At 70.4% G+C, this 20,021-nt stretch carries 20 protein-coding genes and 2 pseudogenes; 7 read left to right on the top strand and 15 right to left on the bottom strand.

Annotated features, from left to right (window positions below):
* Window positions 1-148: 148 nt before the first annotated feature.
* Complete coding sequence (locus ACZ6SD_RS20745; protein ID WP_465318589.1) at window positions 149-790, top strand: DedA family protein; 642 nt, start codon at window positions 149-151, stop codon at window positions 788-790.
* Between the two features lie 6 nt (window positions 791-796).
* Here ACZ6SD_RS20745 and ACZ6SD_RS20740 read toward each other — a convergent pair whose 3' ends face one another.
* Together ACZ6SD_RS20740 and ACZ6SD_RS20735 are read right to left on the bottom strand one after the other, a co-directional pair.
* Window positions 797-1,207 (bottom strand): VOC family protein, encoded by a 411-nt coding sequence (locus tag ACZ6SD_RS20740; RefSeq protein ID WP_465318588.1) that lies wholly within the window; start codon window positions 1,205-1,207, stop codon window positions 797-799.
* Between the two features lie 91 nt (window positions 1,208-1,298).
* The gene (locus ACZ6SD_RS20735) at window positions 1,299-1,916 is read right to left on the bottom strand and encodes a nucleoside/nucleotide kinase family protein (protein WP_465318587.1); all 618 of its coding nucleotides are present in this window, start codon (window positions 1,914-1,916) and stop codon (window positions 1,299-1,301) included.
* 69 nt (window positions 1,917-1,985) lie between these two features.
* Between ACZ6SD_RS20735 and ACZ6SD_RS20730 the strand changes: the two genes are divergently transcribed.
* Complete coding sequence (locus ACZ6SD_RS20730; RefSeq protein ID WP_465318664.1) at window positions 1,986-2,975, top strand: LacI family DNA-binding transcriptional regulator; 990 nt, start codon at window positions 1,986-1,988, stop codon at window positions 2,973-2,975.
* 112 nt (window positions 2,976-3,087) lie between these two features.
* Here the strand turns inward: ACZ6SD_RS20730 and ACZ6SD_RS20725 are convergent, their stop codons facing one another.
* Together ACZ6SD_RS20725 and ACZ6SD_RS20720 are read right to left on the bottom strand one after the other, a co-directional pair.
* On the bottom strand, window positions 3,088-3,594 hold the full coding sequence (locus tag ACZ6SD_RS20725) for an SRPBCC family protein (protein WP_465318586.1): 507 nt from the start codon (window positions 3,592-3,594) through the stop codon (window positions 3,088-3,090).
* A gap of 67 nt (window positions 3,595-3,661) precedes the next feature.
* Window positions 3,662-3,826, bottom strand: a complete 165-nt coding sequence (locus ACZ6SD_RS20720) for a hypothetical protein (protein ID WP_465318585.1) — start codon at window positions 3,824-3,826, stop codon at window positions 3,662-3,664.
* 98 nt (window positions 3,827-3,924) lie between these two features.
* Between ACZ6SD_RS20720 and ACZ6SD_RS20715 the strand changes: the two genes are divergently transcribed.
* The 3 genes and pseudogenes from ACZ6SD_RS20715 to ACZ6SD_RS20705 all read left to right on the top strand — a co-directional run bounded on the left by ACZ6SD_RS20715 (window position 3,925) and on the right by ACZ6SD_RS20705 (window position 4,854).
* A complete protein-coding gene (locus tag ACZ6SD_RS20715) occupies window positions 3,925-4,326 on the top strand; it encodes an ATP-binding protein (protein WP_465318584.1) in 402 nt (133 codons plus the stop codon).
* 67 nt (window positions 4,327-4,393) lie between these two features.
* Window positions 4,394-4,537, top strand: a pseudogene (locus ACZ6SD_RS20710) (NADP-dependent oxidoreductase); the annotation flags it as partial.
* A 17-nt stretch (window positions 4,538-4,554) separates the two neighbouring features.
* Entirely contained in the window at window positions 4,555-4,854 is a 300-nt protein-coding gene (locus ACZ6SD_RS20705) for a hypothetical protein (protein WP_465318668.1), read from the top strand.
* On the opposite strand, the gene ACZ6SD_RS20700 is transcribed toward ACZ6SD_RS20705, so the two are convergent.
* A complete protein-coding gene (locus ACZ6SD_RS20700) occupies window positions 4,851-5,582 on the bottom strand; it encodes an SDR family oxidoreductase (protein WP_465318583.1) in 732 nt (243 codons plus the stop codon). The genes ACZ6SD_RS20705 and ACZ6SD_RS20700 overlap by 4 nt on opposite strands.
* A gap of 70 nt (window positions 5,583-5,652) precedes the next feature.
* Window positions 5,653-6,762 (bottom strand): glycoside hydrolase family 76 protein, encoded by a 1,110-nt coding sequence (locus ACZ6SD_RS20695; RefSeq protein WP_465318582.1) that lies wholly within the window; start codon window positions 6,760-6,762, stop codon window positions 5,653-5,655.
* A 109-nt stretch (window positions 6,763-6,871) separates the two neighbouring features.
* On the opposite strand from ACZ6SD_RS20695, the pseudogene ACZ6SD_RS20690 reads away from it, so the two are divergent.
* Window positions 6,872-9,009 (top strand): annotated as a pseudogene (locus ACZ6SD_RS20690) (molybdopterin-dependent oxidoreductase).
* A gap of 33 nt (window positions 9,010-9,042) precedes the next feature.
* Here the strand turns inward: ACZ6SD_RS20690 and ACZ6SD_RS20685 are convergent.
* The 9 genes from ACZ6SD_RS20685 to ACZ6SD_RS20645 all read right to left on the bottom strand — a co-directional run bounded on the left by ACZ6SD_RS20685 (window position 9,043) and on the right by ACZ6SD_RS20645 (window position 18,295).
* Window positions 9,043-9,696 carry a TrmH family RNA methyltransferase gene (locus tag ACZ6SD_RS20685; RefSeq protein WP_465318581.1) on the bottom strand — a complete coding sequence of 218 codons (654 nt, stop codon included), beginning with the start codon at window positions 9,694-9,696 and terminating at the stop codon, window positions 9,043-9,045.
* Window positions 9,693-10,082 (bottom strand): DUF2784 domain-containing protein, encoded by a 390-nt coding sequence (locus tag ACZ6SD_RS20680; RefSeq protein WP_465318580.1) that lies wholly within the window; start codon window positions 10,080-10,082, stop codon window positions 9,693-9,695. Before ACZ6SD_RS20680 ends, ACZ6SD_RS20685 begins: the two co-directional genes overlap by 4 nt.
* A gap of 85 nt (window positions 10,083-10,167) precedes the next feature.
* Window positions 10,168-10,761, bottom strand: a complete 594-nt coding sequence (gene pyrE, locus ACZ6SD_RS20675; RefSeq protein ID WP_465318579.1) for an orotate phosphoribosyltransferase — start codon at window positions 10,759-10,761, stop codon at window positions 10,168-10,170.
* A 10-nt stretch (window positions 10,762-10,771) separates the two neighbouring features.
* On the bottom strand, window positions 10,772-11,590 hold the full coding sequence (locus ACZ6SD_RS20670; RefSeq protein WP_465318578.1) for an LURP-one-related family protein: 819 nt from the start codon (window positions 11,588-11,590) through the stop codon (window positions 10,772-10,774).
* 10 nt (window positions 11,591-11,600) lie between these two features.
* Complete coding sequence (locus tag ACZ6SD_RS20665; RefSeq protein ID WP_465318577.1) at window positions 11,601-12,380, bottom strand: SDR family NAD(P)-dependent oxidoreductase; 780 nt, start codon at window positions 12,378-12,380, stop codon at window positions 11,601-11,603.
* Window positions 12,381-13,329: 949 nt separating this feature from the next.
* A complete protein-coding gene (locus tag ACZ6SD_RS20660) occupies window positions 13,330-14,019 on the bottom strand; it encodes a type III secretion system chaperone family protein (protein WP_465318576.1) in 690 nt (229 codons plus the stop codon).
* 101 nt (window positions 14,020-14,120) lie between these two features.
* A complete protein-coding gene (clpB, locus tag ACZ6SD_RS20655; protein ID WP_465318663.1) occupies window positions 14,121-16,715 on the bottom strand; it encodes an ATP-dependent chaperone ClpB in 2,595 nt (864 codons plus the stop codon).
* A gap of 322 nt (window positions 16,716-17,037) precedes the next feature.
* A complete protein-coding gene (locus ACZ6SD_RS20650) occupies window positions 17,038-17,487 on the bottom strand; it encodes a MarR family winged helix-turn-helix transcriptional regulator (protein ID WP_465318575.1) in 450 nt (149 codons plus the stop codon).
* Window positions 17,488-17,560: 73 nt separating this feature from the next.
* The gene (locus tag ACZ6SD_RS20645; protein WP_465318574.1) at window positions 17,561-18,295 is read right to left on the bottom strand and encodes a pyridoxamine 5'-phosphate oxidase family protein; all 735 of its coding nucleotides are present in this window, start codon (window positions 18,293-18,295) and stop codon (window positions 17,561-17,563) included.
* Window positions 18,296-18,619: 324 nt separating this feature from the next.
* On the opposite strand from ACZ6SD_RS20645, the gene ACZ6SD_RS20640 reads away from it, so the two are divergent.
* Complete coding sequence (locus tag ACZ6SD_RS20640) at window positions 18,620-19,723, top strand: globin domain-containing protein (protein ID WP_465318662.1); 1,104 nt, start codon at window positions 18,620-18,622, stop codon at window positions 19,721-19,723.
* Window positions 19,724-20,021: the final 298 nt, after the last annotated feature.

Below are 20,021 nucleotides of genomic sequence, written 5' to 3'. Positions count from 1 at the left end.
AGGGGCCCCGAAGAAACCACTCCACCCCATCGAGCAGACCCCGCCGAGCCAAGAGCCCCTGCCCCCACAGGTTGCACACCAGCCAAAGCCCGATGAATAGGCTGTAGTTCACCTGCACAGCCACCCCACCGGCACGTAACCTACGCCCGTGACCTCCGCTCTCGGCGTGCTGGAATCCGCTGGTCCGCTGCTCGTCTGGGCCATCGTGCTCGGCTTCGTCTTCGCCGAGTGCGCCTTCATCGTGGGCTTGTTCCTCCCTGGCGACTCCCTGCTGTTCGCCGCTGGCCTCGTGCTCGCCCAGAACAACCACGAGCACCAGGCCTGGTGGCTGTCCCTGGCAGCAACAGTCACCGCAGTGGTCGGCAACCAGCTCGGCTACTACATCGGCAGCAAGACCGGTCACGCGATCATCACCCGGCGTGGCGGCAAGGTGCTCAACCAGCAGAATCTCGACCGCGCCCGTGACTTCCTCGACCGGCGCGGGTTCTTCGCGATCGTCATCGCCCGGTGGATTCCGTGGATCCGGACGTTGGCTCCGCTGATCGCGGGCGCGGCGAAGATGGACCCGCGGCGGTTCATGCTGGCCACGTTCATCGGTGGTGTGGCGTGGGTGCCGACGCTGGTGCTGCTCGGCTACTACGGCGCGGGGCTGCTCCACCAGCTGCCGTGGCTGGAGACGGCCGCCCTGGTGATCAGCATCGCTTTCTTCGTCTTCGGCACCGGCTGGGGCATCTGGCGCTACCGCCAGGAGATGCACAAGCCCGTCGACACCGTGACGATCACCGAGTAGCGACGATCACGGAGTAGCGGGCGGGGCCCACAGGACGAGTTGGATGCCGTCCGGATCGCGCAGTGACACCACCGCCGCTCCTGGGGCGCTGATCTCTTCGGTGATGGGGGAGAACGTGACGCCGTGCTCGGTGAGCCGGTCGGTCCACACCCGCAGGGTGGCCTCGTCGGGCACGGAGAAGGTGAGGTGGTCGAGCCCGGGTCTGCACTCGTCGAAGGCGGCGTGGCCGCCGCCGGGGTGTTGCACCAGGGTCAGGGTGATGCCGAACCCGCGCAGGAACACCTTGCGCAGGCCGTGCTCGCCTTCGTCCGTGCGTCCGGCCGTGGTGAAGCCGAGGACGCGCTCGTACCAGGGGACACTGCGGTCCACGTCCGTGACTGTCAGCGCGACGTGGTGCACACCGGTCAGCGCGGGCATCGACTACCGTCCTTCCGTGCTCGTGCGTGTGGGCCCGTTTCGCCATGCCGTTCGCCATAGTGCCCCAGCCCGGGGGCCGCGGCGCGGGCCGTTATTCGATCTTTCGCAGGACGAGATCCGCCATTCGCCCGGTCGCCGCGACCAGTGTGGCGTTGCGCTCGTCCGATCCGTGGGTGCGTTCGTACGCCTGTTCGGGTGACTTCCCGTAGGCCAGATGGCGGTCGAGCAGGCGTTTCCTGCGGAGTTCCTCGCCGGGGTCGAGGTACCAGACCTCGTCCAGCAGGGCGCGGACGGCGGGCCACAGCAGCAGGTAGTTGCCTTCGGTGACCACGAGGGCAACGTCACAGCTCACCGGGACGGCGTTGGCGATGGGTTCTTCGATTTCGCGGCGGAACTCTGGGGCGTAGACAGTCCTGTCGCGGGTGGTGCGCAACGTGCGTAAGAGGTCGGCGTAGCCGTCGGCGTCGAAGGTGTCGGGGGCGCCTTTGCGGTCGGCGCGGCCGAGGCGGTCGAGTTCGCGCTGGGCGAGGTGGAAGCCGTCCATGCCGACCAGGGCGGCGCGGTCGCCCAGATCCGCGACAAGACGGGCCGCCAGAGTCGACTTACCGGAGCCCGGAGAGCCGCAGATCCCGAGCAGACGGCGCTCGCCCGGCGCGGCCAGGGCAGCGGCGCGCTTTACCAGTTCGCCGTAGGTCGTATCCCGCCGCATGGGCTACTCCTGTCGGTCGATAGGGTCACGCAAGCGTTTGCTGAGAGGAGCGTGATCGTCATGGCCACCATGGAAGACGTCGCCAGACTCGCGGGGGTCTCGATCAGCACGGTCTCACATGTGGTGAACGAGACCCGGTCCGTGGCCCCCGGAACCCGCGAGCGAGTCCTCGCCGCGATCGACAAGACCGGCTACACCGGCAACGTCATCGCCCGTTCCCTGGTCACCGGGGGCACCAAGTCCATCGGCGTGGCCATGTCGCTGCTGGCGAACCCGCACCTGGCCCAGCTCATCCACGCCATCGAGGCCGAGGCGACCGCGGCGGGCTACACCGTGCTCCTCGGCGACACCCTCGACCACGCCGACGGCGAACGCGCCGCCGTGCGCAAACTCCAGGCCAGGCGGGTCGACGGGATGCTGCTCACGCCCGCCCCCGGCGACACCTCGACCTTGGAGCAACTCGCCCGCACCAACGTGCCCGCCGTGCTGGTCGACCGGGTCTCGCACAAGGTCAAACTCGACCAGGTTGGCCCGGAGAACATCCAGTCCACCTCGACGCTCGTCTCGCACCTCGCCGCGGCGGGACACCGGCGCATCGGGTTCATCAGCGGCGTCGAGTGGATGGGCGCCAGCGAGGAGCGCACCCTGGGCTACCGGCTCGGCCTCGGCCGCGCGGGCCTGCGGTGGGACTCGAACCTGGTCGCGGGCGGCGGCGCGACCCATGAGGACGGCGTGCTGGCCCTGCGGCGGCTGCTCACGGTGCCGGAGCGGCCCACCGCCGTCATCACCGGCAACGGGGCGATGACCGCGGGCGCGTACCGGGAGGCCCGCGCGCACGGCCTGGAGATCGGCAAGGAGTTCGCCATCGTCGGCCACGACGAGGTCGACTGGGCCGACCTGGTCGACCCGGGCATCACCACCATGGCGCATCCGGTGGACGAGATCGGGCGCACCGCCGTGCGGCTCCTGCTCGCCCGGCTGGCCAACCCCGACAACCCGCCGGAGACCGTGCTGCTGGCCCCCGAACTGGTCCACCGCGGCTCCTGCGGCTGCTGCTGAACAACCCAGAAAGCCCCGAAACCCCGGCGACGCGCCGTCGCCGGGGTTTCGGGGTGGGGGCATTCAGATGGTCTGCCGGTGATTTCCGCGAATTGGGTCAGTGCGAATCGGATCAGTACATCGACGGCGGCGGCTGCGGCTGCGGCGTGGGCGGCACCTGCGGCGAGGCGTCCACCTCACCGCGCCAGGCACCAGTCTCGCGACCGCCGCGCTCCTCGATGAACTCCTTGAAGCGCTTCATATCGCCCTTGACGCGATGATTCAGAATGCCGACCTTGTCGGCGACATTCTCGACGAACCCCTCCGGGTCGATGTCCATCTGCGCGGTGACGCGGGTCGTCTTCTCGTCCAACCGGTGGAAGGTCACGACGCCGCCGTGGTCCGGCTTTCCCTCCGAATGCCACGCGATGCGCTGGTCCGGGATCTGCTCGGTGATCTTCGCGTCGAATTCGCGGGTCACTCCCCCGATTTTGGTCACCCAGTGGGTGTGCGTCGAGTCGAGTTGGCGAATCTCCTCCACGCCTTCCATGAACCGGGGAAACGTCTCGAACTGAGTCCACTGGTTGTAAGCCGTGGACACCGGGACGGCCACGTCGACGGACTCGGTGATCGTGCTCAACGCGATCAGCTCCTCCTCATTCGATCTTTGTCTGTCGTGGAATACCCATGCGCTCCCGGCTTACACCTCAGGCGGCGTGCCGCTGTTCCGCCACGGCGTCGGTCAGGCCGAGCATCGCCAGCAGTTCCGCACATTCCCGCGCGTCGGCGGAAGCGGCGGCCACGGCGCGCGCCGCCCGCCTGCGCTGCTCATCGGTCACGGTCGGATTCAGGTCGACAAATTGGTCCGGCATGCTGCTCACTCCTTCCTCCGCACGGCTCGTACCCGGCTACCGGACAGTTCACACGCGTGTCGCTGGACCCGGGGCGCGAATCAGCCGAAAATACAGCGATGACAGCAATGCCGGGGTGCGCGGACTGCTCCCTGAACTTCACCGTCACCACCACGCCGGACGCCCGCCCCGGCGCGCGCGGGAAACTCACCGGCTGGCTGCTGGACAAGCAGGTGCCCCGGTCGCTGGCCGACGCCGTGGCGCACGCGGCGGACACGGCGCTGAGCGACGCCGTCCGGCACGCCCGCGCGGACTCGCCGGGGGTGGCCGCGGTGAACGCGACCGTCACCGCGACCGAGGTCGTCGTCAGCGTCACCGACGACGGCCGCTGGCTGGACCCCGGCCGCGCCCTGGGCACCGTGCGCGGGCACGGCCTGCCGCTGATCCAGGACGTCAGCAGGCGCGTCGACCTGGCCCACTCCGACGGCCGCACCACGGTCACGGCCTACTTCGACCGGTGATCCGGGCTTGCGGTTGACGCGCGCGTCAAGTTGTAGCGTCGCCCGGCCGTCCGAGCCGAGGAGCGCCATGTCTCACCGTGAGATTCACCTGATCGCCCGCCCGGAAGACACCCCGAAGGTGGAGCATTTCGCCGTCGCCGAGGTCCCCGTCCCCGAGCCGGGCCCCGGCCAGGTGCTCGTCCGCAACCGCCTGATGAGCGTCACCGCCGTGATGGGCACCTTGGTCCGATGGTCGCGCAGTTCGCCCGGCTCAGCGGCGCCGCCCGGGAGATCGGCAGCACCGGGCCCCCGGCCAAGGGGCGGCGGCTGGTCGCCGAGCACGGGTACGACACCGTCGTCCTGCGCGGCGGGGACCCGATCGAGGACCCGCGAAACCACCTGGGCGGCTGCCCGGTGGCCGAGGTGACCGAGCAGCGGCTCGCCGACCTCGACCGCCGCATCGAGCGGCTCACCGCCCTGCGCGCCCGCTTGGCCGACGCGCTGCGGCACCGCTTCGCCGAACTGCTCAGCGGTGACCAGGTGGCCTAGAAACCGCCGGAGATGGGCAGGACGGCCCCGGTCACGAAGGACGCCTCCTGGCCGAGCAGCCAGACGACCCCGTTGGCGATCTCCTCCGGCTCACCCGCGCGGCCCAGCGGAATCCGGGGCGCGAGGCGTTCCGGGCGGTCGGGCATCCCGGCCGCGGCGTGCAGGTCGGAGTTGACCAGGCCCGGGGCGACGGTGTTGACCCGGATACCGTCACCGGCGACCTCTTGGGCCAGGCCGAACGTCATGGTTTCGACCGCTGATTTGCTGGCCGCGTAGTGCGCCCACTCGCCAGGGGAACCGCGCTGGGCCGCGGTGCTGGAGATGGTGACGATCGCGCCGCCTGCGCCGGACATGCGGCGGACGGCTTCGCGGAGGCAGAGGAAGACGCCGGTGACGTTGACGTCCAAGACGCGGCGGACGGTGGCGGCGGACTGCTGGTCCAGCCTGCCGGGGGTGTCGCCGGTGATGCCCGCGTTGGCCACGAGAGCGGTAAGCGGGCCTAGCGCGTCGGCGCGGGTGAAGAGGTCCGCTACCTGCGCTTCGTCGGACACGTCTGCCTGGACGGCGATAGCGCGCCGTCCCTCGGCTTCCACGTCGCGGACAACGCTGTCCGCCGCTGAGGAGTCGCGGGCGTAGTTGACCACGACGTCGAAGCCCGCGCGGGCCGCTCGACGGCACACCGCCGCGCCGATTCCCCTGCCGCCCCCGGTGACCACCAGAACACTCACCGGACCACCTCACAAGATCGGTGGCCCCACGCGCCTACATGCTGGGTCGGTTGTTCGCTCGCCAGCTCGCTCATCCGGCGATGGTGGCACGCTCCAGCAGCGCCGCCGCCTCCAGGACCATCCACCCGGACAGCTGCACCGACAGGTCCCGTTCCGGCCGCCGGTCACGCGCGCCGCGCGGGGTCACCGCCTGCCGGGACCACTCGGGGCCGAACACCGGGCCGCTGCGGGCGACGCCCCGGTTGTGCCAGGCCGCGTCGGCGGAGGTGAGGACGAGCCGCCGGGCCAGGTCGCCTTCGGCGTGCGGCAGACGCAGGGCCGACTGCGCCAGGTAGCGCGCCAGGATGCCCGCGAAGAGACCGCCGTCGCCGCCCCCTTGGCCAGGGAGCACGCCGTCGACCGCCAGGTAGTTGGCCACGGCGCGGATGGTGCGGGCCGCGCGGTGCGCCCAGACGCCGCCCGGGTCGTCTTCGGCGAGTTCGACGCACGCGCCGAGGTAAACACCCTGACAGTAGGTGTAGACGATCGTCACCACGTCGCGGATAGCGCCGTCCGGGCGCACATAGAGGCCGTCCCAGAGCAGACCGGTGTTCCGGTCCACCAGGTACCTCTCCATCCACTCGGTCATCGAGCGGGCGCGCTGCCGGTCGGCCCGGTCGAGGTGCGCGCGGGCCAACAGGATCGCGGCGGGACCGTTGGCCGGGACGTTCTTGAACGTGTCGCCGCGCCGCCACCAGATGCCGCCGCCGCCGTGGTCGGTCCAGCCCGCGCGCAGTTGGGCGGTGATCTCGGCCAGCGGGCGGGCCACGTCCAACGGCACCGCGCGAGCCGCCCGCAGCAGGGCGAGGCCGAGCCAGGCGATGTCGTCGTAGTAGTCGTTGGTCCACGTCCCGAAGTTGCGGACCCGGATGCCGCGCGCCAACGCCAGGATCTGCGCCATCCGGACCCCGGTCGGCGCCCGGTCCTGCGCGTCGACCAGGCAGTCCAGCAGGTGCGCCTGCCACCAGTAGTTCCAGCGCAGGTGCAGGTGGTCACCGGGGGACGCGGGCCAGTGGGCCATGCCGAGCCGGGTCGCGGGCAGCGCCCACACCCGGCGCAGGTGCCGGGCGTGGGTGGCCAGCTCCGCGACACCCGCCCGGGCGCCCCACAGTGGCAGAGCCTGCTCCGCGCCCCGGGTCATAAGTCCATCGTGGGCACTGAATCGGTTCCGATGTCGGCGGACCGGGGGTGCAATCACCAGGACGTGCCACGCTGAGCCACGTACCGGTGAATCTCGGGAGGGCGGGCCGATGCGGACCGAGCAGATCACGTGCCCACTGTGCGAGGCCACCTGCGGGCTTACCGTCACGCTGGAAGGCGATCAGGTGCGGTCCGTGCGCGGGGACGACGCCGACGTGTTCTCCCGCGGCTACCTCTGTCCCAAGGGCGCGTCCATCGGCGCGCTGCACCACGACCCGGACCGGTTGCGCGCGCCGATGGTCAAGCGTGACGGCGAGTGGCGCTCGGTCGGCTGGGACGAGGCGTTCGCGGTCATCGAGGCGCGGCTGCCGCCGATCATCGCCGAGCACGGCAGGGACGCCGTCGCGGTCTACGCGGGCAACCCGGCGGTGCACAACCTCTCGACCGCGCTCTACGGCCGCGCCCTCTACAAGGCGATCGGCACGAAGAACTTCTACTCGGCGAGCAGCGTCGACCAGATGCCCAAGCAGTTCGCCGCCGGGTACCTGTTCGGCGACCCGATGAGCGTCCCCGTCCCGGACATCGACCGCACCGACCACCTGCTGCTGCTCGGCGCGAACCCGATGGTGTCCAACGGGAGCCTGATGACGGCCCCGGACGCGCGCGGGCGGCTGCGCGCGATCCGGGCGCGCGGCGGCAAGGTCGTCGTGGTGGCCCCCAAGCGCTCCCGCACAGCCGAGCAGGCCGACGAGCACCACGCCATCCGACCGGGGACCGACGCGCTGCTGCTGTTCGCCCTCGTGCGCACCCTGTTCGCCGAAGACCTGGTCACCCTGGGCCGCCTCGCCGCACATGTGTCCGGAGTGGACGATGTGCGCGCGCTCGCCGAGCCGTTCACCCCCGACGCGGTCGCGCCGATCACCGGCCTGGCCGCCGACGAGATCCGCCGCATGGCCCGGGAACTCGCCGCGGCGCCCACCGCGGCGGTCTACGGCCGGATGGGCACGACCACCCAGGCGTTCGGCACGCTCGCGTCGTGGCTGGTCGAGGTCCTGAACACCCTTACCGGCAACCTGGACAGCCCTGGCGGCGCGATGTTCCCCCTCGCCGCCGCCGGACAGGCGAACGTCCACAGTGGACGGCGGCGCGGCTTCGCCCACGACCGCTGGCGCAGCCGGGTGCGCGGCCTGCCCGAGGTCATGGGCGAACTCCCGGTCGCCACCCTCGCCGACGAGATCACCACCCCCGGCGACGGCCAGGTGCGGGCGCTGATCACCGTCAGCGGCAACCCGTGCCTGTCCACACCGAACGCGGGCAGGCTCACCGAAGCCCTGCCGCGCCTGGACTTCATGGTCTCCCTCGACATCTACCTCAACGAGACCAGCAGGCACGCGGACGTCATCCTGCCCGGCCCGAGCCTCCTGCAACGCGCCCACTACGACGTGGCGCTCTACCAGTTCGGCGTCCGCAATGTCGCCAACTGGACACCGCCCGCGCTGACCTCGACCCTGCCGCAGGAATGGGAGACCCTGCTGCGGCTGACCGGGATCATCGCGGGCGCCACCGACATCGCCGCGCTGGACGCCTTCGTCGCCGCCGAGTACGCCCGCCGCGCCGGGGTCGAGGTCCCCGACGGCCGCACCGGACCCGCCCGCCTGATGGACATTCTCCTGCGCGGCGGCCCCTATGACCTCACCCTGGCCGACCTGGAAGCCGCCCCACACGGCATCGATCTTGGCCCGCTGCGCCCCCGCGTCCCCGACGTGCTGGCCACCCCCAGCGGCCTGGTCGAACTCGCGCCGCTGGCCATCACCGCCGACGTCCCCCGCCTCGCCGCCGAACTCGCGTACCCGCCCACCGGGCGAATGGTGCTCATCGGCCGCAGGCAACTCGGGTCGAACAACTCCTGGATGCACAACGTCGCGCCCCTGGTCCGCGGCAGAACCGCTGCACCGCGCAACTGCACCCGACCGACGCCGCCCGCATCGGCCTCGCCGACGGCGCCCTGGCCGTGGTCGCCTCCCGCTCCGGCAAGGTCGAGGTGCCCGTCGAGATCACCGACACCATCCGCCCCGGCGTCGTCAGCATCCCGCACGGCTGGGGCCACGACCAGGACGGCACCCGCGCCGCCGTCGCCGCCGCCCACCCGGGCGTCAACGCGAACGTGCTGACCGACGAGCTTCTGGTGGACGCCCTGTCCGGCACCGCCGTCCTGAACGGAATCCCCGTGGAGATCACCCCCGCCTGACCGGTGGCCAGACCACTTCGGGTCTCCCGACCCTCACCAGGCCGTGGTGAGGTCGGCGTGGTCGCGGACCCAGGCGTGCATGACGATGCCCGCGGCGACGCCCGCGTTGATCGAGCGGGTGGAGCCGAACTGGGCGATGGAGACCAGCAGGTCGGCGCCCTTGCGGGCGTCCTCGGTGAGGCCGGGGCCTTCCTGCCCGAACAGCAGCACGCAGCGGCGGGGGAGGCGGGTCGTCTCGATGGGGGTGGCGCCGGGGGTGTTGTCGACGCCGACGACGGTCAGGTTTTCCGTGGTGGCGTAGGTCAGGAGCGCGTCGACGGTGGGGTGGTGCTCGACGTGCTGGTAGCGGTCGGTGACCATGGCGCCCCGGCGGTTCCAGCGCTTGCGGCCGACGATGTGGACCGCGCGGGCGGCGAAGGCGTTGGCGGTGCGCACGACGGTGCCGATGTTGTGGTCGTGCTGGAAGTTCTCGATCGCCACGTGGAAGTCGTGGCGGCGCGTGTCCAGGTCGGCGATGACGGCGTCGCGGCGCCAGTAGCGGTAGGCGTCGACCACGTTGCGCCGGTCGCCCTCGGCGAGCAGTTCCGGGTCGTAGCGGGGGTCGGTGGGCCAGTCGCCGGTCCACGGGCCGACGCCGACCGGCTCGCCGAAGACCCATTCGGTGGGGCCAGGGTCGTCATCGGTCACTGGGCGGGAACCGTCACATCCAGGAGTCTTTTGCGCCACAACAGGTACGCGCCCACATAGGACACGATCAGCAGCGCCAGCGCGAACACAGCCACCACGTGAATGTAGCCCTCCGGGAACAGGACCCCGATGATGTAGTGCTCGTTGAACCCGCCGGGCAGGTCGCCGAGGCCCTGCTGGCGGCGGAAGTGGTTTTCCAGCGTCGTCAGCGGGCACGGCACCGGCGTCACGTTGACCAACACGCCCCACGCGGCAAAGAACACGTGCACGAACACGGTCCTCGGCCACTTCCACGCCAGGAACCCGCCCAAGCCGATGTATAACAGCGCCACGAAGTGCACGATCGTGGTCGCCATGGCCAGAACTGGTGCGAGAACTGCTGCCATGCGGCACCTCCCCCAACCACCGACGAACGGCGAGCAACACCCACGTTACTCGTCAGTGGGGGGAAGGGAGCGGGATTAACGCAGGTCAGTCCCCGTCGACCAGTCCCAGGTCAGCCAGACCCAGAAGCGACCGATAGGGCAAACCGCGCGCCTCTATGGCCTCACGGGCCCCGGTGTCGCGGTCCACGACGGTGGCCACACCGATCACCGTGGCGCCCGCCTCGCCCAGCGCGTCAACGGCGGTGAGCACGCTGCCACCGGTCGTGGACGTGTCCTCGACGGCCAGCACGCGCTGCCCGGCGACCTCGATGCCCTCGATGCGCCGCTGCAGGCCATGCGCCTTCGCGTCCTTGCGGACGACGAACGCGTCCAGAACCTCGCCCGCGGCCGACGCCGCGTGCATCATCGCCAGCGCCACCGGGTCTGCGCCCAGGGTGAGGCCACCGGCGGCCACGTAATCCCAGTCGGCGGTGAGCTGGCGCAGCAGCCGCCCGATGAGCGGCGCCGCCGCGTGGTGCAGGGTGGCCCGGCGGAGGTCGACGTAGTAGTCGGCCTCCTTGCCGGAGGCCAGGGTGACCCGGCCATGCACCACGGCCAGCTCGGTCACCAGGCGGGCCAGTTCGCCTTTGGCCGAGACATCGACGTTCGGAGCTGTTCGCACAGGTGGGAAGCCTCTCATGCGCCGCGGATCAGCCGAAGCCCCGGCTGTCCTGCTTGAGCGCGGTGTCCACGGTAAGAGCGGACGCCACGACCATGCTGAGCAGCGGGTTCTGCAGCGGGCGGTGGATCTGCAGCACGTAGTTGTCCGCCGTCGTGAACATCGTCTTCGCGAAGCCCTCCCACGTCTTGGTGATCCGCGCGACCTCGCCGCCGGTGTGGTCGAGCACCGCGAAGTTCCACGCACGCCAGTTCTCCGCCTGGATTCCGCCAACCTGCTGGCCGTTGACCAGGAACGAGAACCGGATCTTGCCGAACACGTTCTCCTGCACGATCTCGCCCAGCGGCTGCCCATTCGGCCACTCGACGATCATGCGCGACTTCATGATCTTCGCCGGGCGCGTCAGCCGCAGCACCGTCTGGTGGTGGGCGTCATACACCTCGAACCGGTGCGTGAAGAACTGGTCGTAGCTGCCGAGGAACCGGACAGCCTTCTTCAGCGCGCTCTGCCCGACCTGCGCCACCGACCCGACCTGGCGGCCATGCTGGTCGAACACCGAGTACTCGCTGGCCATCTCGATCAGCTTCACCTTCTGGTTCACCACCAGCACCGGCTCGGTGAACAGCGTCCCGCCACCCTGCCCGACCTGGCCGACCCCAGCCTGGCGCTGCTGTTCCCTGATCCGCGTCGGATCGGGAGCGCTGTCCAGCGACACCTCCCACGCGCTCGCGTCACCGCGCGGCTGAGCCTGCTGGGTCTGGGTCTGACTGGTCCACTGGCGGCCGTCCCACCAGCGCAGAGTGGGGGAGCCGGGATTCTCTGGGTACCACCCGGGCTGGGGGTTCGTCATGCCCGGGAGCTTATCCCCGGTTCCGACCGGCGGACGCCCGCTTCTCCAGTATCCGCAGGAGACCGCGCGGCAGGATCTTCGTCACGCCCACCAGCGCCTTGTACGGCGCGCCAGGAACCGACCGCGACCGCCCGTGCACCAGGTCGTCCAGCGCGTCGGCGACCACCCGGTCGGCGTCCAGCCACAGGAAGTCCGGCAACGCGGACATGTCGTCGCCCGCGCGGTCATGGAACTCGGTGTGCGTGAACCCCGGGCACAGCGCGACGATCCGCACGCCCGTGCCCTTGAGGTTGGCGGCCAGTCCTTCCGAGAGCGCGGTGACATAAGCCTTCGTGGCCGAATAGGACGGGCCACTGGCCGGGAAGAACCCGGCGACACTGGACACGTTGATCACACCGCCGTGCTTGCGGGCGAGCATCCCCGGCAGGACCGCCCTGGTCAGCCGCAGGACAGTGGTGACGTTGACGTCCAACTGAGACTGAAGCCAGTCGAGATCGGCCTCGGCGAAAGCACCCCGGGTGCCGAAACCCGCGTTGTTGACCAGCAGATCGATCGGCCGGTCCAGGTCGGACAGGCGCGCTTCCACCCGCTTGCGGGCTCGCGTCGTGGACAGGTCGGCGGTCATGGTCTGCACTTGGACACCGTGCGCGGCGGTCAACTCACCTGCGACCTCTTTGAGCCGCTCAGTGGTGCGGGCCACCAGCACAAGGTCGTAACCATCTGCGGCGAGCCTGCGGGCGAAAGCGGCGCCGATGCCTGCGGTGGCACCGGTGATGAGGGCAGTGGGCATGCGGCCAAACTACTAATTGGTAGCTTCTTCTGGAAGATCACGGGCTGGGTGGGGTGGTTCCCGGGTGGCTCGTGCTGTCTTGCTCGATGGGGTGGAGCGGTTCCCGGGCTGGGTCGGGTGCTGTCCGCTCGATGGGGTGGAGCGGTTTCTTCGGGGCCCCTACGAAGGAAGATCGCCGTGTGAAAGACGGGTGGGAAGCCTACGGCCTCACACGCGCGTAGCCAGCTTAGCGATCTTCCTTCTCCCCCGAAGAAACCACTCCACCCCATCGAGCACCTGGCAGCTTTGGGTTTCTGCTGGTAGGGGGGCGGGTTCGCTGCCGCCGCTCCCACCAGGTGCCTGGCAGGGGCGGTGCTGCCTGACAGGAAGGCGGGATCGCTGGTTGGTCCCATCGGACACCTGACAGGGCCGGGTCCGGCTAGCAGGAACGCGGGTTCTCTGTTTGACCCATCAAGCACCTGACAGGAGCGGGCCCGGCTGGCAGGAACGCGGGTTCTTGTTTGGCCCATCGGGCACCTAACAGGGGCGGGTCCGGCTGACGACAGGAGGGGTGGGATCGCTGTTTCGCCCCACTGGGTGCCTGGCGGGGCGGGATGCGGTTGGGCAGGCGGGCGGGATCACTGCCCTATGAGCACCTGGCAGGGGCCGGGTTCAGCCTGGCAGGAACGTGGGTTTGTCGCCCCGGCCAGGGGCACCTAAAGCTTTGGGTGCGGCTGGCAAGTGGGCGAGCTTGCCGCTCCACCCATCGAGCGCTTGGCGGGCGCAGGTGCCGGTTGCCGGGGTGCCGCTCCGCCCGGTCCGCTTCTTTCCGCCGCCCCACACCCCCACACAACAAACCCCACCCGCCCTGGGGGCCGGGCCCTGCTCCATCCTATCGCCGCAGGTCAGCGCGGTAAAGAGGGTGCGGTTTGCCTGTGGATAACTCGCGATCATGGAAGCTCGCGGGGGGTCAGGCGTCTTTGGGGCTCGGGCGGAGGTCGTGTTCGCCTGCTGGGTCTAGGTCGGCGTCGAAGGGGTCTACGACGTCGGCTATTTCGCCTATGCCGCGTAGGAGGCGCTCCAGGCGGGAGGGGCTGGAGTTGGGGGCCGCCGCCGCGAGGACCCAGCCGTTTTCGACCCAAGCCACGGCGATGTCCTGGCCGATTTCCTCGGTGGCGTCGACCAGGTCGGGGGTGATCAGGGTGCGGGCGGCGGAGATGTCCGAGACGAACGCGTAGCGCTGGCCGACTGGGCCCAGAAGTTCTGGCATGTGTTCGCGTTGGAAGGGGGTGCTGGGGACCCAGAGCTCGACCACCACGGGGTGTGACCTGCGGCACTGGACCGCTGCGATGACCGTGTTGACCCGGCCGCCCGCTTCCAGGTCGAAGACGTACACCTTGCGCCTGCCGTCCGCGGTGAAGGTGGAGCCAGTGACCACGTCCTTGGCGACGCCGTCGCCGTAGTAGGCGATGGCGCCGCCGGACCACTCGCGGGGCAGGACGTGGTCCACCTCGGCGAACTGCCAGCCGCGCAGCGCCGCCCAGCGGCGGCGCTCGCGGTTGCGCGAGGTGAGCCGCGCTCGATCGCGCAGCAGAAAGGCGCCGCCCGCGACGAACGCGACGACCGCGATGACGAACCAGACCCACGCGGGAATGCCCACGCCGAGAAGCGTAGTCGTCCGCGCGTCTGGTTCAAGATCACGGGCTAGCCGGTTGTCGTCTTACCCGTCCTGGGCTGGGCGGAACCGGCGACACGCGGGGGTCACGCCGCGCGGGTCACCGCCAATCCGGAGCTGTCGACGGAGACGTCCACCTCGACCGTGTCGCCGTCGCGGATGTCGCCGGAGAGCAGGGCCCTGGCCAGTTGGTCGCCGATCGCGGAGGACACCAGCCTGCGCAGCGGGCGGGCGCCGTAGACCGGGTCGAAGCCGTTGAGGGCCAGCCAGTCGCGGGCGGCTGGGGTCACCGACAGGGTGAGCCTGCGCTGGGCGAGCCTGCGGCCCAGCCGGGCGACCTGGATGTCCACGATCGCGGTCAGCTCCTCGGTGGCCAGCGCGTGGAACACCACCACGTCGTCCAGCCGGTTGAGGAACTCCGGCTTGAAGTGCCGCTGCACGACCGCCATGACCGCGTCGTGGCGGCCCCGGTCGTCCAGGGTGGGATCGGTGATGAGCTGGGAGCCCAGGTTCGAGGTGAGCACCAGGATCGTGTTGCGGAAGTCGACCGTGCGGCCCTGGCCATCGGTGAGCCTGCCGTCGTCAAGGACTTGGAGCAGCACGTCGAACACGTCCGGGTGGGCCTTCTCCACCTCGTCCAGCAGGACCACGCTGTAGGGGCGCCTGCGCACCGACTCGGTGAGCTGGCCGCCCTGGTCGTAGCCGACATAGCCGGGCGGGGCGCCGACCAGGCGGGCCACCGAGTGCTTCTCGGAGTACTCGCTCATGTCGATGCGGATCATCGCCCGCTCGTCGTCGAACAAGAACTCCGCGAGAGCCTTGGCCAGCTCGGTCTTACCGACACCGGTCGGCCCGAGGAACAGGAACGACCCCGTGGGCCGGTCCGGGTCGGCCACGCCCGCGCGGGCCCGGCGGACCGCGTCCGACACGACCCGCACGGCCTCGCCCTGGCCGACGACGCGAGAAGCCAGCGCCTCCTCCATGCGCAACAGCTTGTGCGTCTCGCCTTCGAGCATCCGGCCCGCAGGGATACCCGTCCACGCCGAGACGACCTCGGCGACGTCGTCCGGGCCGACTTCCTCCTTGAGCATCACGGCCTCGCCCGCGGGCACGGTCGTGGCCGCCGTCGCGGCCTCCAGCTCCTTCTCCAGCGCCGGGATGCGGCCGTAGCGCAGCTCGGCGGCGCGGCCGAGGTCGCCGTCGCGCTCGGCGCGCTCGGACTCGCCGCGCAACGACTCCAGCTGCTCCTTGAGCTCGCGGACCCGGTCGATGGAGCCCTTCTCGTTCTGCCAGCGCGCGGTGAGCCCGGACAGGGTCTCGCGCTTCTCGGCCAGCTCGGCGCGCAGCGCGGCCAGCCGCTCCTTGGAGGCGGCGTCGTCCTCCTTGGCCAGCGCCATCTCCTCGATCTCCAGCCGCCGCACGGCGCGCTCGACCTCATCGATCTCCACCGGCCGCGAGTCGATCTCCATGCGCAGCCGGGACGCGGCCTCGTCCACCAGGTCGATGGCCTTGTCCGGCAGGAACCGGGCGGTGATGTAGCGGTCGGACAGGGTGGCCGCGGCGACCAGGGCGCTGTCGGTGATGCGGACACCGTGGTGCACCTCGTAGCGCTCCTTGAGGCCGCGCAGGATGCCGATGGTGTCCTCGACCGACGGCTCGCCGACGAGGACCTGCTGGAACCGCCGCTCCAGCGCCGGGTCCTTCTCGATGTGCTCGCGGTACTCGTCCAGCGTGGTCGCGCCGACCATCCGCAGCTCGCCCCTGGCGAGCATCGGCTTGATCATGTTGCCCGCGTCCATGGCCCCTTCGCCGGTGGCGCCCGCCCCGACGATGGTGTGCAGCTCATCGATGAAGGTGATCACCTGGCCCGCGGACTCGGTGATCTCCTTGAGCACGGCCTTGAGCCGCTCCTCGAACTCGCCGCGGAACTTCGCGCCCGCGACCATCGAGCCCAGGTCGAGGCCGACGACGCGCTTGCCGCGCAGCGACTCGGGCACGTCGCCCGCGACGATCCGCTGCGCCAAGCCCTCCACGATCGCGGTCTTGCCGACCCCGGGCTCGCCGATCAGGACCGGGTTGTTCTTGGTGCGCCGAGACAGCACCTGCACGACCCGGCGGATCTCGGCGTCGCGGCCGATGACCGGGTCCAGCTCGCCCTTGCGGGCGCGCTCGGTGAGGTCGACGCCGTACTTCTCCAGCGCCTGGTACGTGCCCTCCGGGTCGGGGGTGGACACCCGGGCGGACCCGCGCACCTTGGTGAACGCCTCGCGCAGCGCGTCCGGCGTCGCGCCCAGCCGGGTGAGCACGTCGGCGACGTCGCCGCCCTCGGCGGCCAGGCCGACGAGCAGGTGCTCGGTGGAGACGTACTCGTCGCCCATCTCGGTGGCGAGCTTCTGCGCGTGCGTGATCGACCGCAGCGCCGCCTGCGACAGTTGCGGCGAGGACACCGTGGCCCCGGTCGCCGACGGCAGGGCGCGGGCGAGCGGTTCGAGTTCCTTGCGGGCGAGGGTGGGGTCGACGCCGACGGCGGTCAGCAGTGGCGCGGTGAGCCCGTCGGTCTGGGCCAGCAGCGCGCCGAGCAGGTGAACCGGGCGGATATCGGGGTTCCCCGCGGTGGACGCGGCCTGCGCCGCCGCGGAAATCGCCTGCTGGGTCTTGGTCGTCGGGTTGAAGGCGTCCATCTCCACCTCGGTCTCGCGTTCGTCGGTCTCACGGCACTCAACCCAGTCAACGTCCAAAAAGTTGAGTCTGTTCCGCTCAACTCCAGTGTCCCGCACCCGGCCCGGCCGCACAGGTGAACACCAGGGGTCGACCGGTCCCCGATCGGCGCGCCTTGGTCGTTCCCCAGGTCACCCACATGTCGCAATGGGGTTATCCACAGTGGTTATCCACTTATCCACAATCCCCAGGAATTCATCCACAGGGCAGTGGACAGAGTTGTCCACAGGGCCCGCGCGGCCCGTCCACACGCGGCTGTGTGGGTGGCCGCGGACCCCGCGCCGGTCACAGATCGCTGTTGAGCTTGCCGAGCAGCCGGGAGAACTCCTGGATATCGGCGGTTGACCAGTCGGTGACGCGGGCCCGCAACTGCCGCCGCCGGTCCGCGCGCACCTCGGCGAGCCGGGCCGAGCCGGTCGCGGTGAGCTGCACCAGCCGCGCCCGCCCATCCGAGGGGTCGGCGACCCGCTCCACCAGGTCCAGCTCCTCCAGCCGGGCGATCTGCCTGCTGACCGTGGACTTGTCCAGGCCGGTCCGCTCAACGACGTCCGCCGCGCGGACCGGGCCGATGTCGCTGAGGTGCAGCAAGAGCGCGTAAGAGGCGCTGTCCAACCCGGGGTGCACCTTCGCCGCGAGTGAGAGCGAGACGCTGCGCGCCCGGCCGAACAGCTTCGACAGCTCCCGCTCCAGGTTCTGCGCCGCCGTCTCGCGGTCGTCCGCCGGTCCCTCGGCCACGTGCTTCCCTTCGTCCAGCCCCCCTTGATCGCGGAACGCTAAACCGGACAAGCCCGACACCGGGAGCCGGGGCTCACCCCGCCGGGACCGACTTCGCGCCGAAGTAGTCGCCGCCCTTGCCCCGGGCGTCGTCGGTGCCCCACGGCCGCGACCGGTCGACCGGCTGCATCCGGGGGATGTGCTTGCGGCAGTGGATGTAGGCCTCCCGCACCTCGACCAGCACCCAGCGCTCCGGCCTGCGGCCCTTCTCCGTCTCGACGGGCAGGCCGGGGTGGTCGGCGCGCAGGTCGGCGTCTTCCACGACGGTGGCGCGGCCGTTGACGTGCAGGCCGATCACGTCCCGGGTGAAGTCGACCATGAGGATGCCCACGTTCGGGTTCTCGCTGATGTTGCCGAGGCTGGCCAGCACCCCGTTGCCCCGGTACTCAGGGTAGGCGACGCGGCGCTCGTCGAGGACGTGGATGAACCCGGGCGGGCCAGCGCGCAGCGACGAGTCGCACTCGCCGGTGGCGTCGGCGGTGGCGATGAAGGCCAACTCCATCCGGCCGATGAACTCGACCATCCGCTGAGTCAGGTGGTCGAGCACCTGGTCCTGGTAGAACCGGCGGGCGCGTTCGGCGGTGCCGTAGGCGGCCTGCAGCCGGTGCTCACCGGCCGAGCCGGGCAGAGCGGGCCCGACGGGCTGCGGCGCGGCGGACGGCTCGCGCGGCCCGGCGGTGGGCGCGACGGCGGGCGGGGACTCGGCGAACTCCAGCGTCAGCAGGTCGGCCTGGGCGGTTCCGGTCGGGGGAAGCAGGTCGGGGGACACGCCGGACACCGTTGCACGACCGTTGCGTTACCGCGAAGTCACCTGGGTGTTCTGCCCCGCCCGGGGGACCTAGTAACACATGGGGTCACCAACTCCAACACGAAGGTGTGGTTAGGGCGGCCGACGGATCGGATTCCGTCTACTGTCCACTCCGTCGGGGGATGGATGCACAGGTACCGTGGTGTCAGCCTGGTGCGGCACCCGCAGGTACTGGGAAGGCCCTGGAAAGGCGGAGTCAAGCCCCGAACCATGACAGCGAACGCAGTTGTGAGCCCGATCCCGACCTCGAAGCCCCGAGCCGAGTCGCCTACCGCCGTGAACACGATGGTGCGCCTGGTCCGGGAGAGCTTCGCGGTCGTGGAGCCGCACGCCGAGCAGGTGGCGCAGTTCTTCTACGCCATGCTGTTCAGCATCGCGCCCACCGCGCGCGAGATGTTCCCGGCGAACATGCAGGTCCAGCGGTCCCGGCTGCTGCGCGCCCTGGTGCATGTGGTGCAGATGGTCGACCGCCCGGACGATCTGGTCCCGTTCCTGCGCCAACTCGGCCGCGACCACCGCAAGTTCGGCGTGGTCAGCGCCCACTACGAGGCGGTCGGCATGGCCCTCATCGCCGCGGTCAAGCGCCACGCCGCCCACACGTGGAACGACGAGACCGAACGCGCCTGGGCCGAGGCGTACACCATCATGGCCCGCGCCATGCTCGACGCCGCCGCTGCCGACGACGGCCCAGCCTGGTGGCCAGCGCAGGTGATCGACCACGAGCGCATCGGCTGGGACTTGGCCGTGGTCCGCGTCCGCCCCGACTTCCCGGTGCCCTACGAGCCCGGCCAGTACCTCAGCGTCGAAGTCCCCCAGCGCCCCCGCCTGTGGCGCTACCTCACCCCCGCCAACGCCCCCCGCGACGACGGCGTGATGGAGTTCCACATCCGAGGCGTGGACCAGGGCTGGGTGAGCCGCTCCATAGTCGCCCACACCAAACTGGGCGACGTCTGGCGCCTAGGCCCCCCCATGGGCCGCATCACCGTAGACCGCGAGGCGGACCGCGACGTCCTGATGATCGCGGGCGGCACCGGCATCGCCCCCATGCGCGCCATCATCGACCACCTGGCCCAATGGGGCGAAAACCCCCACGTGCACCTCTTCACCGGCGGCCGAGTCCGCGAAGACCTCTACGACCTGACCCACCTACAAAACGTTGCGGTCACCAACCCCTGGCTCACGGTCGTGCCTGTCCTGGAAAACGACCCAGACGCCCCCGGCTTCGAACACGGCACCCTCGCCGACGTGGTCACCCGCTACGGCGCCTGGGAAGACAGACACGTCCTGGTATCCGGCTCCCCAGCCATGATCCGCTCCACAGTGTCGAGAATGCTGGTCGCAGGCACCCCCCTGGACCACATCACCTACGACCCCTTCACCCTCGACTGACCCACCGGGCACCTAGCCGACGCGCGGCCCCACCACCCGGTGCTGATGGCAGTCCGCCGATGGAAAAAAGTGGCCCACCCTGCACGTCCTCCCGTGACCTGAGCAGCGAACCACCCCCGGCCAAGCCGAACCGAGGCTCGCCAGCTGCCCAATGGTGCGGAACGAGCAACAGCGAACCAGCCACACACACAAAGCCGAACCAGCGCCCGCCCAGTGCTCGATGGGGTGGAGTGGTTTCTTTGGGGGAGAAGGAAGATCCCTAAACTCGCCGTGGTCGTGGGGCCGAAGGCTCCCCACC

The sequence above is a fragment of the Actinokineospora sp. NPDC051303 genome, from assembly GCF_055586285.1.
Note: the sequence above shows the minus strand (reverse complement) of the source record. Positions and strands in the feature narration are given on the sequence as shown.

Excerpts from the sequence above, each read along its gene's own strand:
- clpB (WP_465318663.1), bottom strand. The coding sequence starts at position 16,715 with ATGGACGCCTTCAACCCGACGACCAAGACCCAGCAGGCGATTTCCGCG.
- ACZ6SD_RS20730 (WP_465318664.1), top strand. The coding sequence starts at position 1,986 with ATGGAAGACGTCGCCAGACTCGCGGGGGTCTCGATCAGCACGGTCTCA.
- ACZ6SD_RS20680 (WP_465318580.1), bottom strand. The coding sequence starts at position 10,082 with ATGGCAGCAGTTCTCGCACCAGTTCTGGCCATGGCGACCACGATCGTG.
- ACZ6SD_RS20705 (WP_465318668.1), top strand. The coding sequence starts at position 4,555 with ATGGTCGCGCAGTTCGCCCGGCTCAGCGGCGCCGCCCGGGAGATCGGC.
- pyrE (WP_465318579.1), bottom strand. The coding sequence starts at position 10,761 with ATGAGAGGCTTCCCACCTGTGCGAACAGCTCCGAACGTCGATGTCTCG.
- ACZ6SD_RS20735 (WP_465318587.1), bottom strand. The coding sequence starts at position 1,916 with ATGCGGCGGGATACGACCTACGGCGAACTGGTAAAGCGCGCCGCTGCC.
- ACZ6SD_RS20665 (WP_465318577.1), bottom strand. The coding sequence starts at position 12,380 with ATGCCCACTGCCCTCATCACCGGTGCCACCGCAGGCATCGGCGCCGCT.
- ACZ6SD_RS20715 (WP_465318584.1), top strand. The coding sequence starts at position 3,925 with ATGACAGCAATGCCGGGGTGCGCGGACTGCTCCCTGAACTTCACCGTC.
- ACZ6SD_RS20695 (WP_465318582.1), bottom strand. The coding sequence starts at position 6,762 with ATGACCCGGGGCGCGGAGCAGGCTCTGCCACTGTGGGGCGCCCGGGCG.
- ACZ6SD_RS20720 (WP_465318585.1), bottom strand. The coding sequence starts at position 3,826 with ATGCCGGACCAATTTGTCGACCTGAATCCGACCGTGACCGATGAGCAG.
- ACZ6SD_RS20740 (WP_465318588.1), bottom strand. The coding sequence starts at position 1,207 with ATGCCCGCGCTGACCGGTGTGCACCACGTCGCGCTGACAGTCACGGAC.
- ACZ6SD_RS20640 (WP_465318662.1), top strand. The coding sequence starts at position 18,620 with ATGGTGCGCCTGGTCCGGGAGAGCTTCGCGGTCGTGGAGCCGCACGCC.
- ACZ6SD_RS20670 (WP_465318578.1), bottom strand. The coding sequence starts at position 11,590 with ATGACGAACCCCCAGCCCGGGTGGTACCCAGAGAATCCCGGCTCCCCC.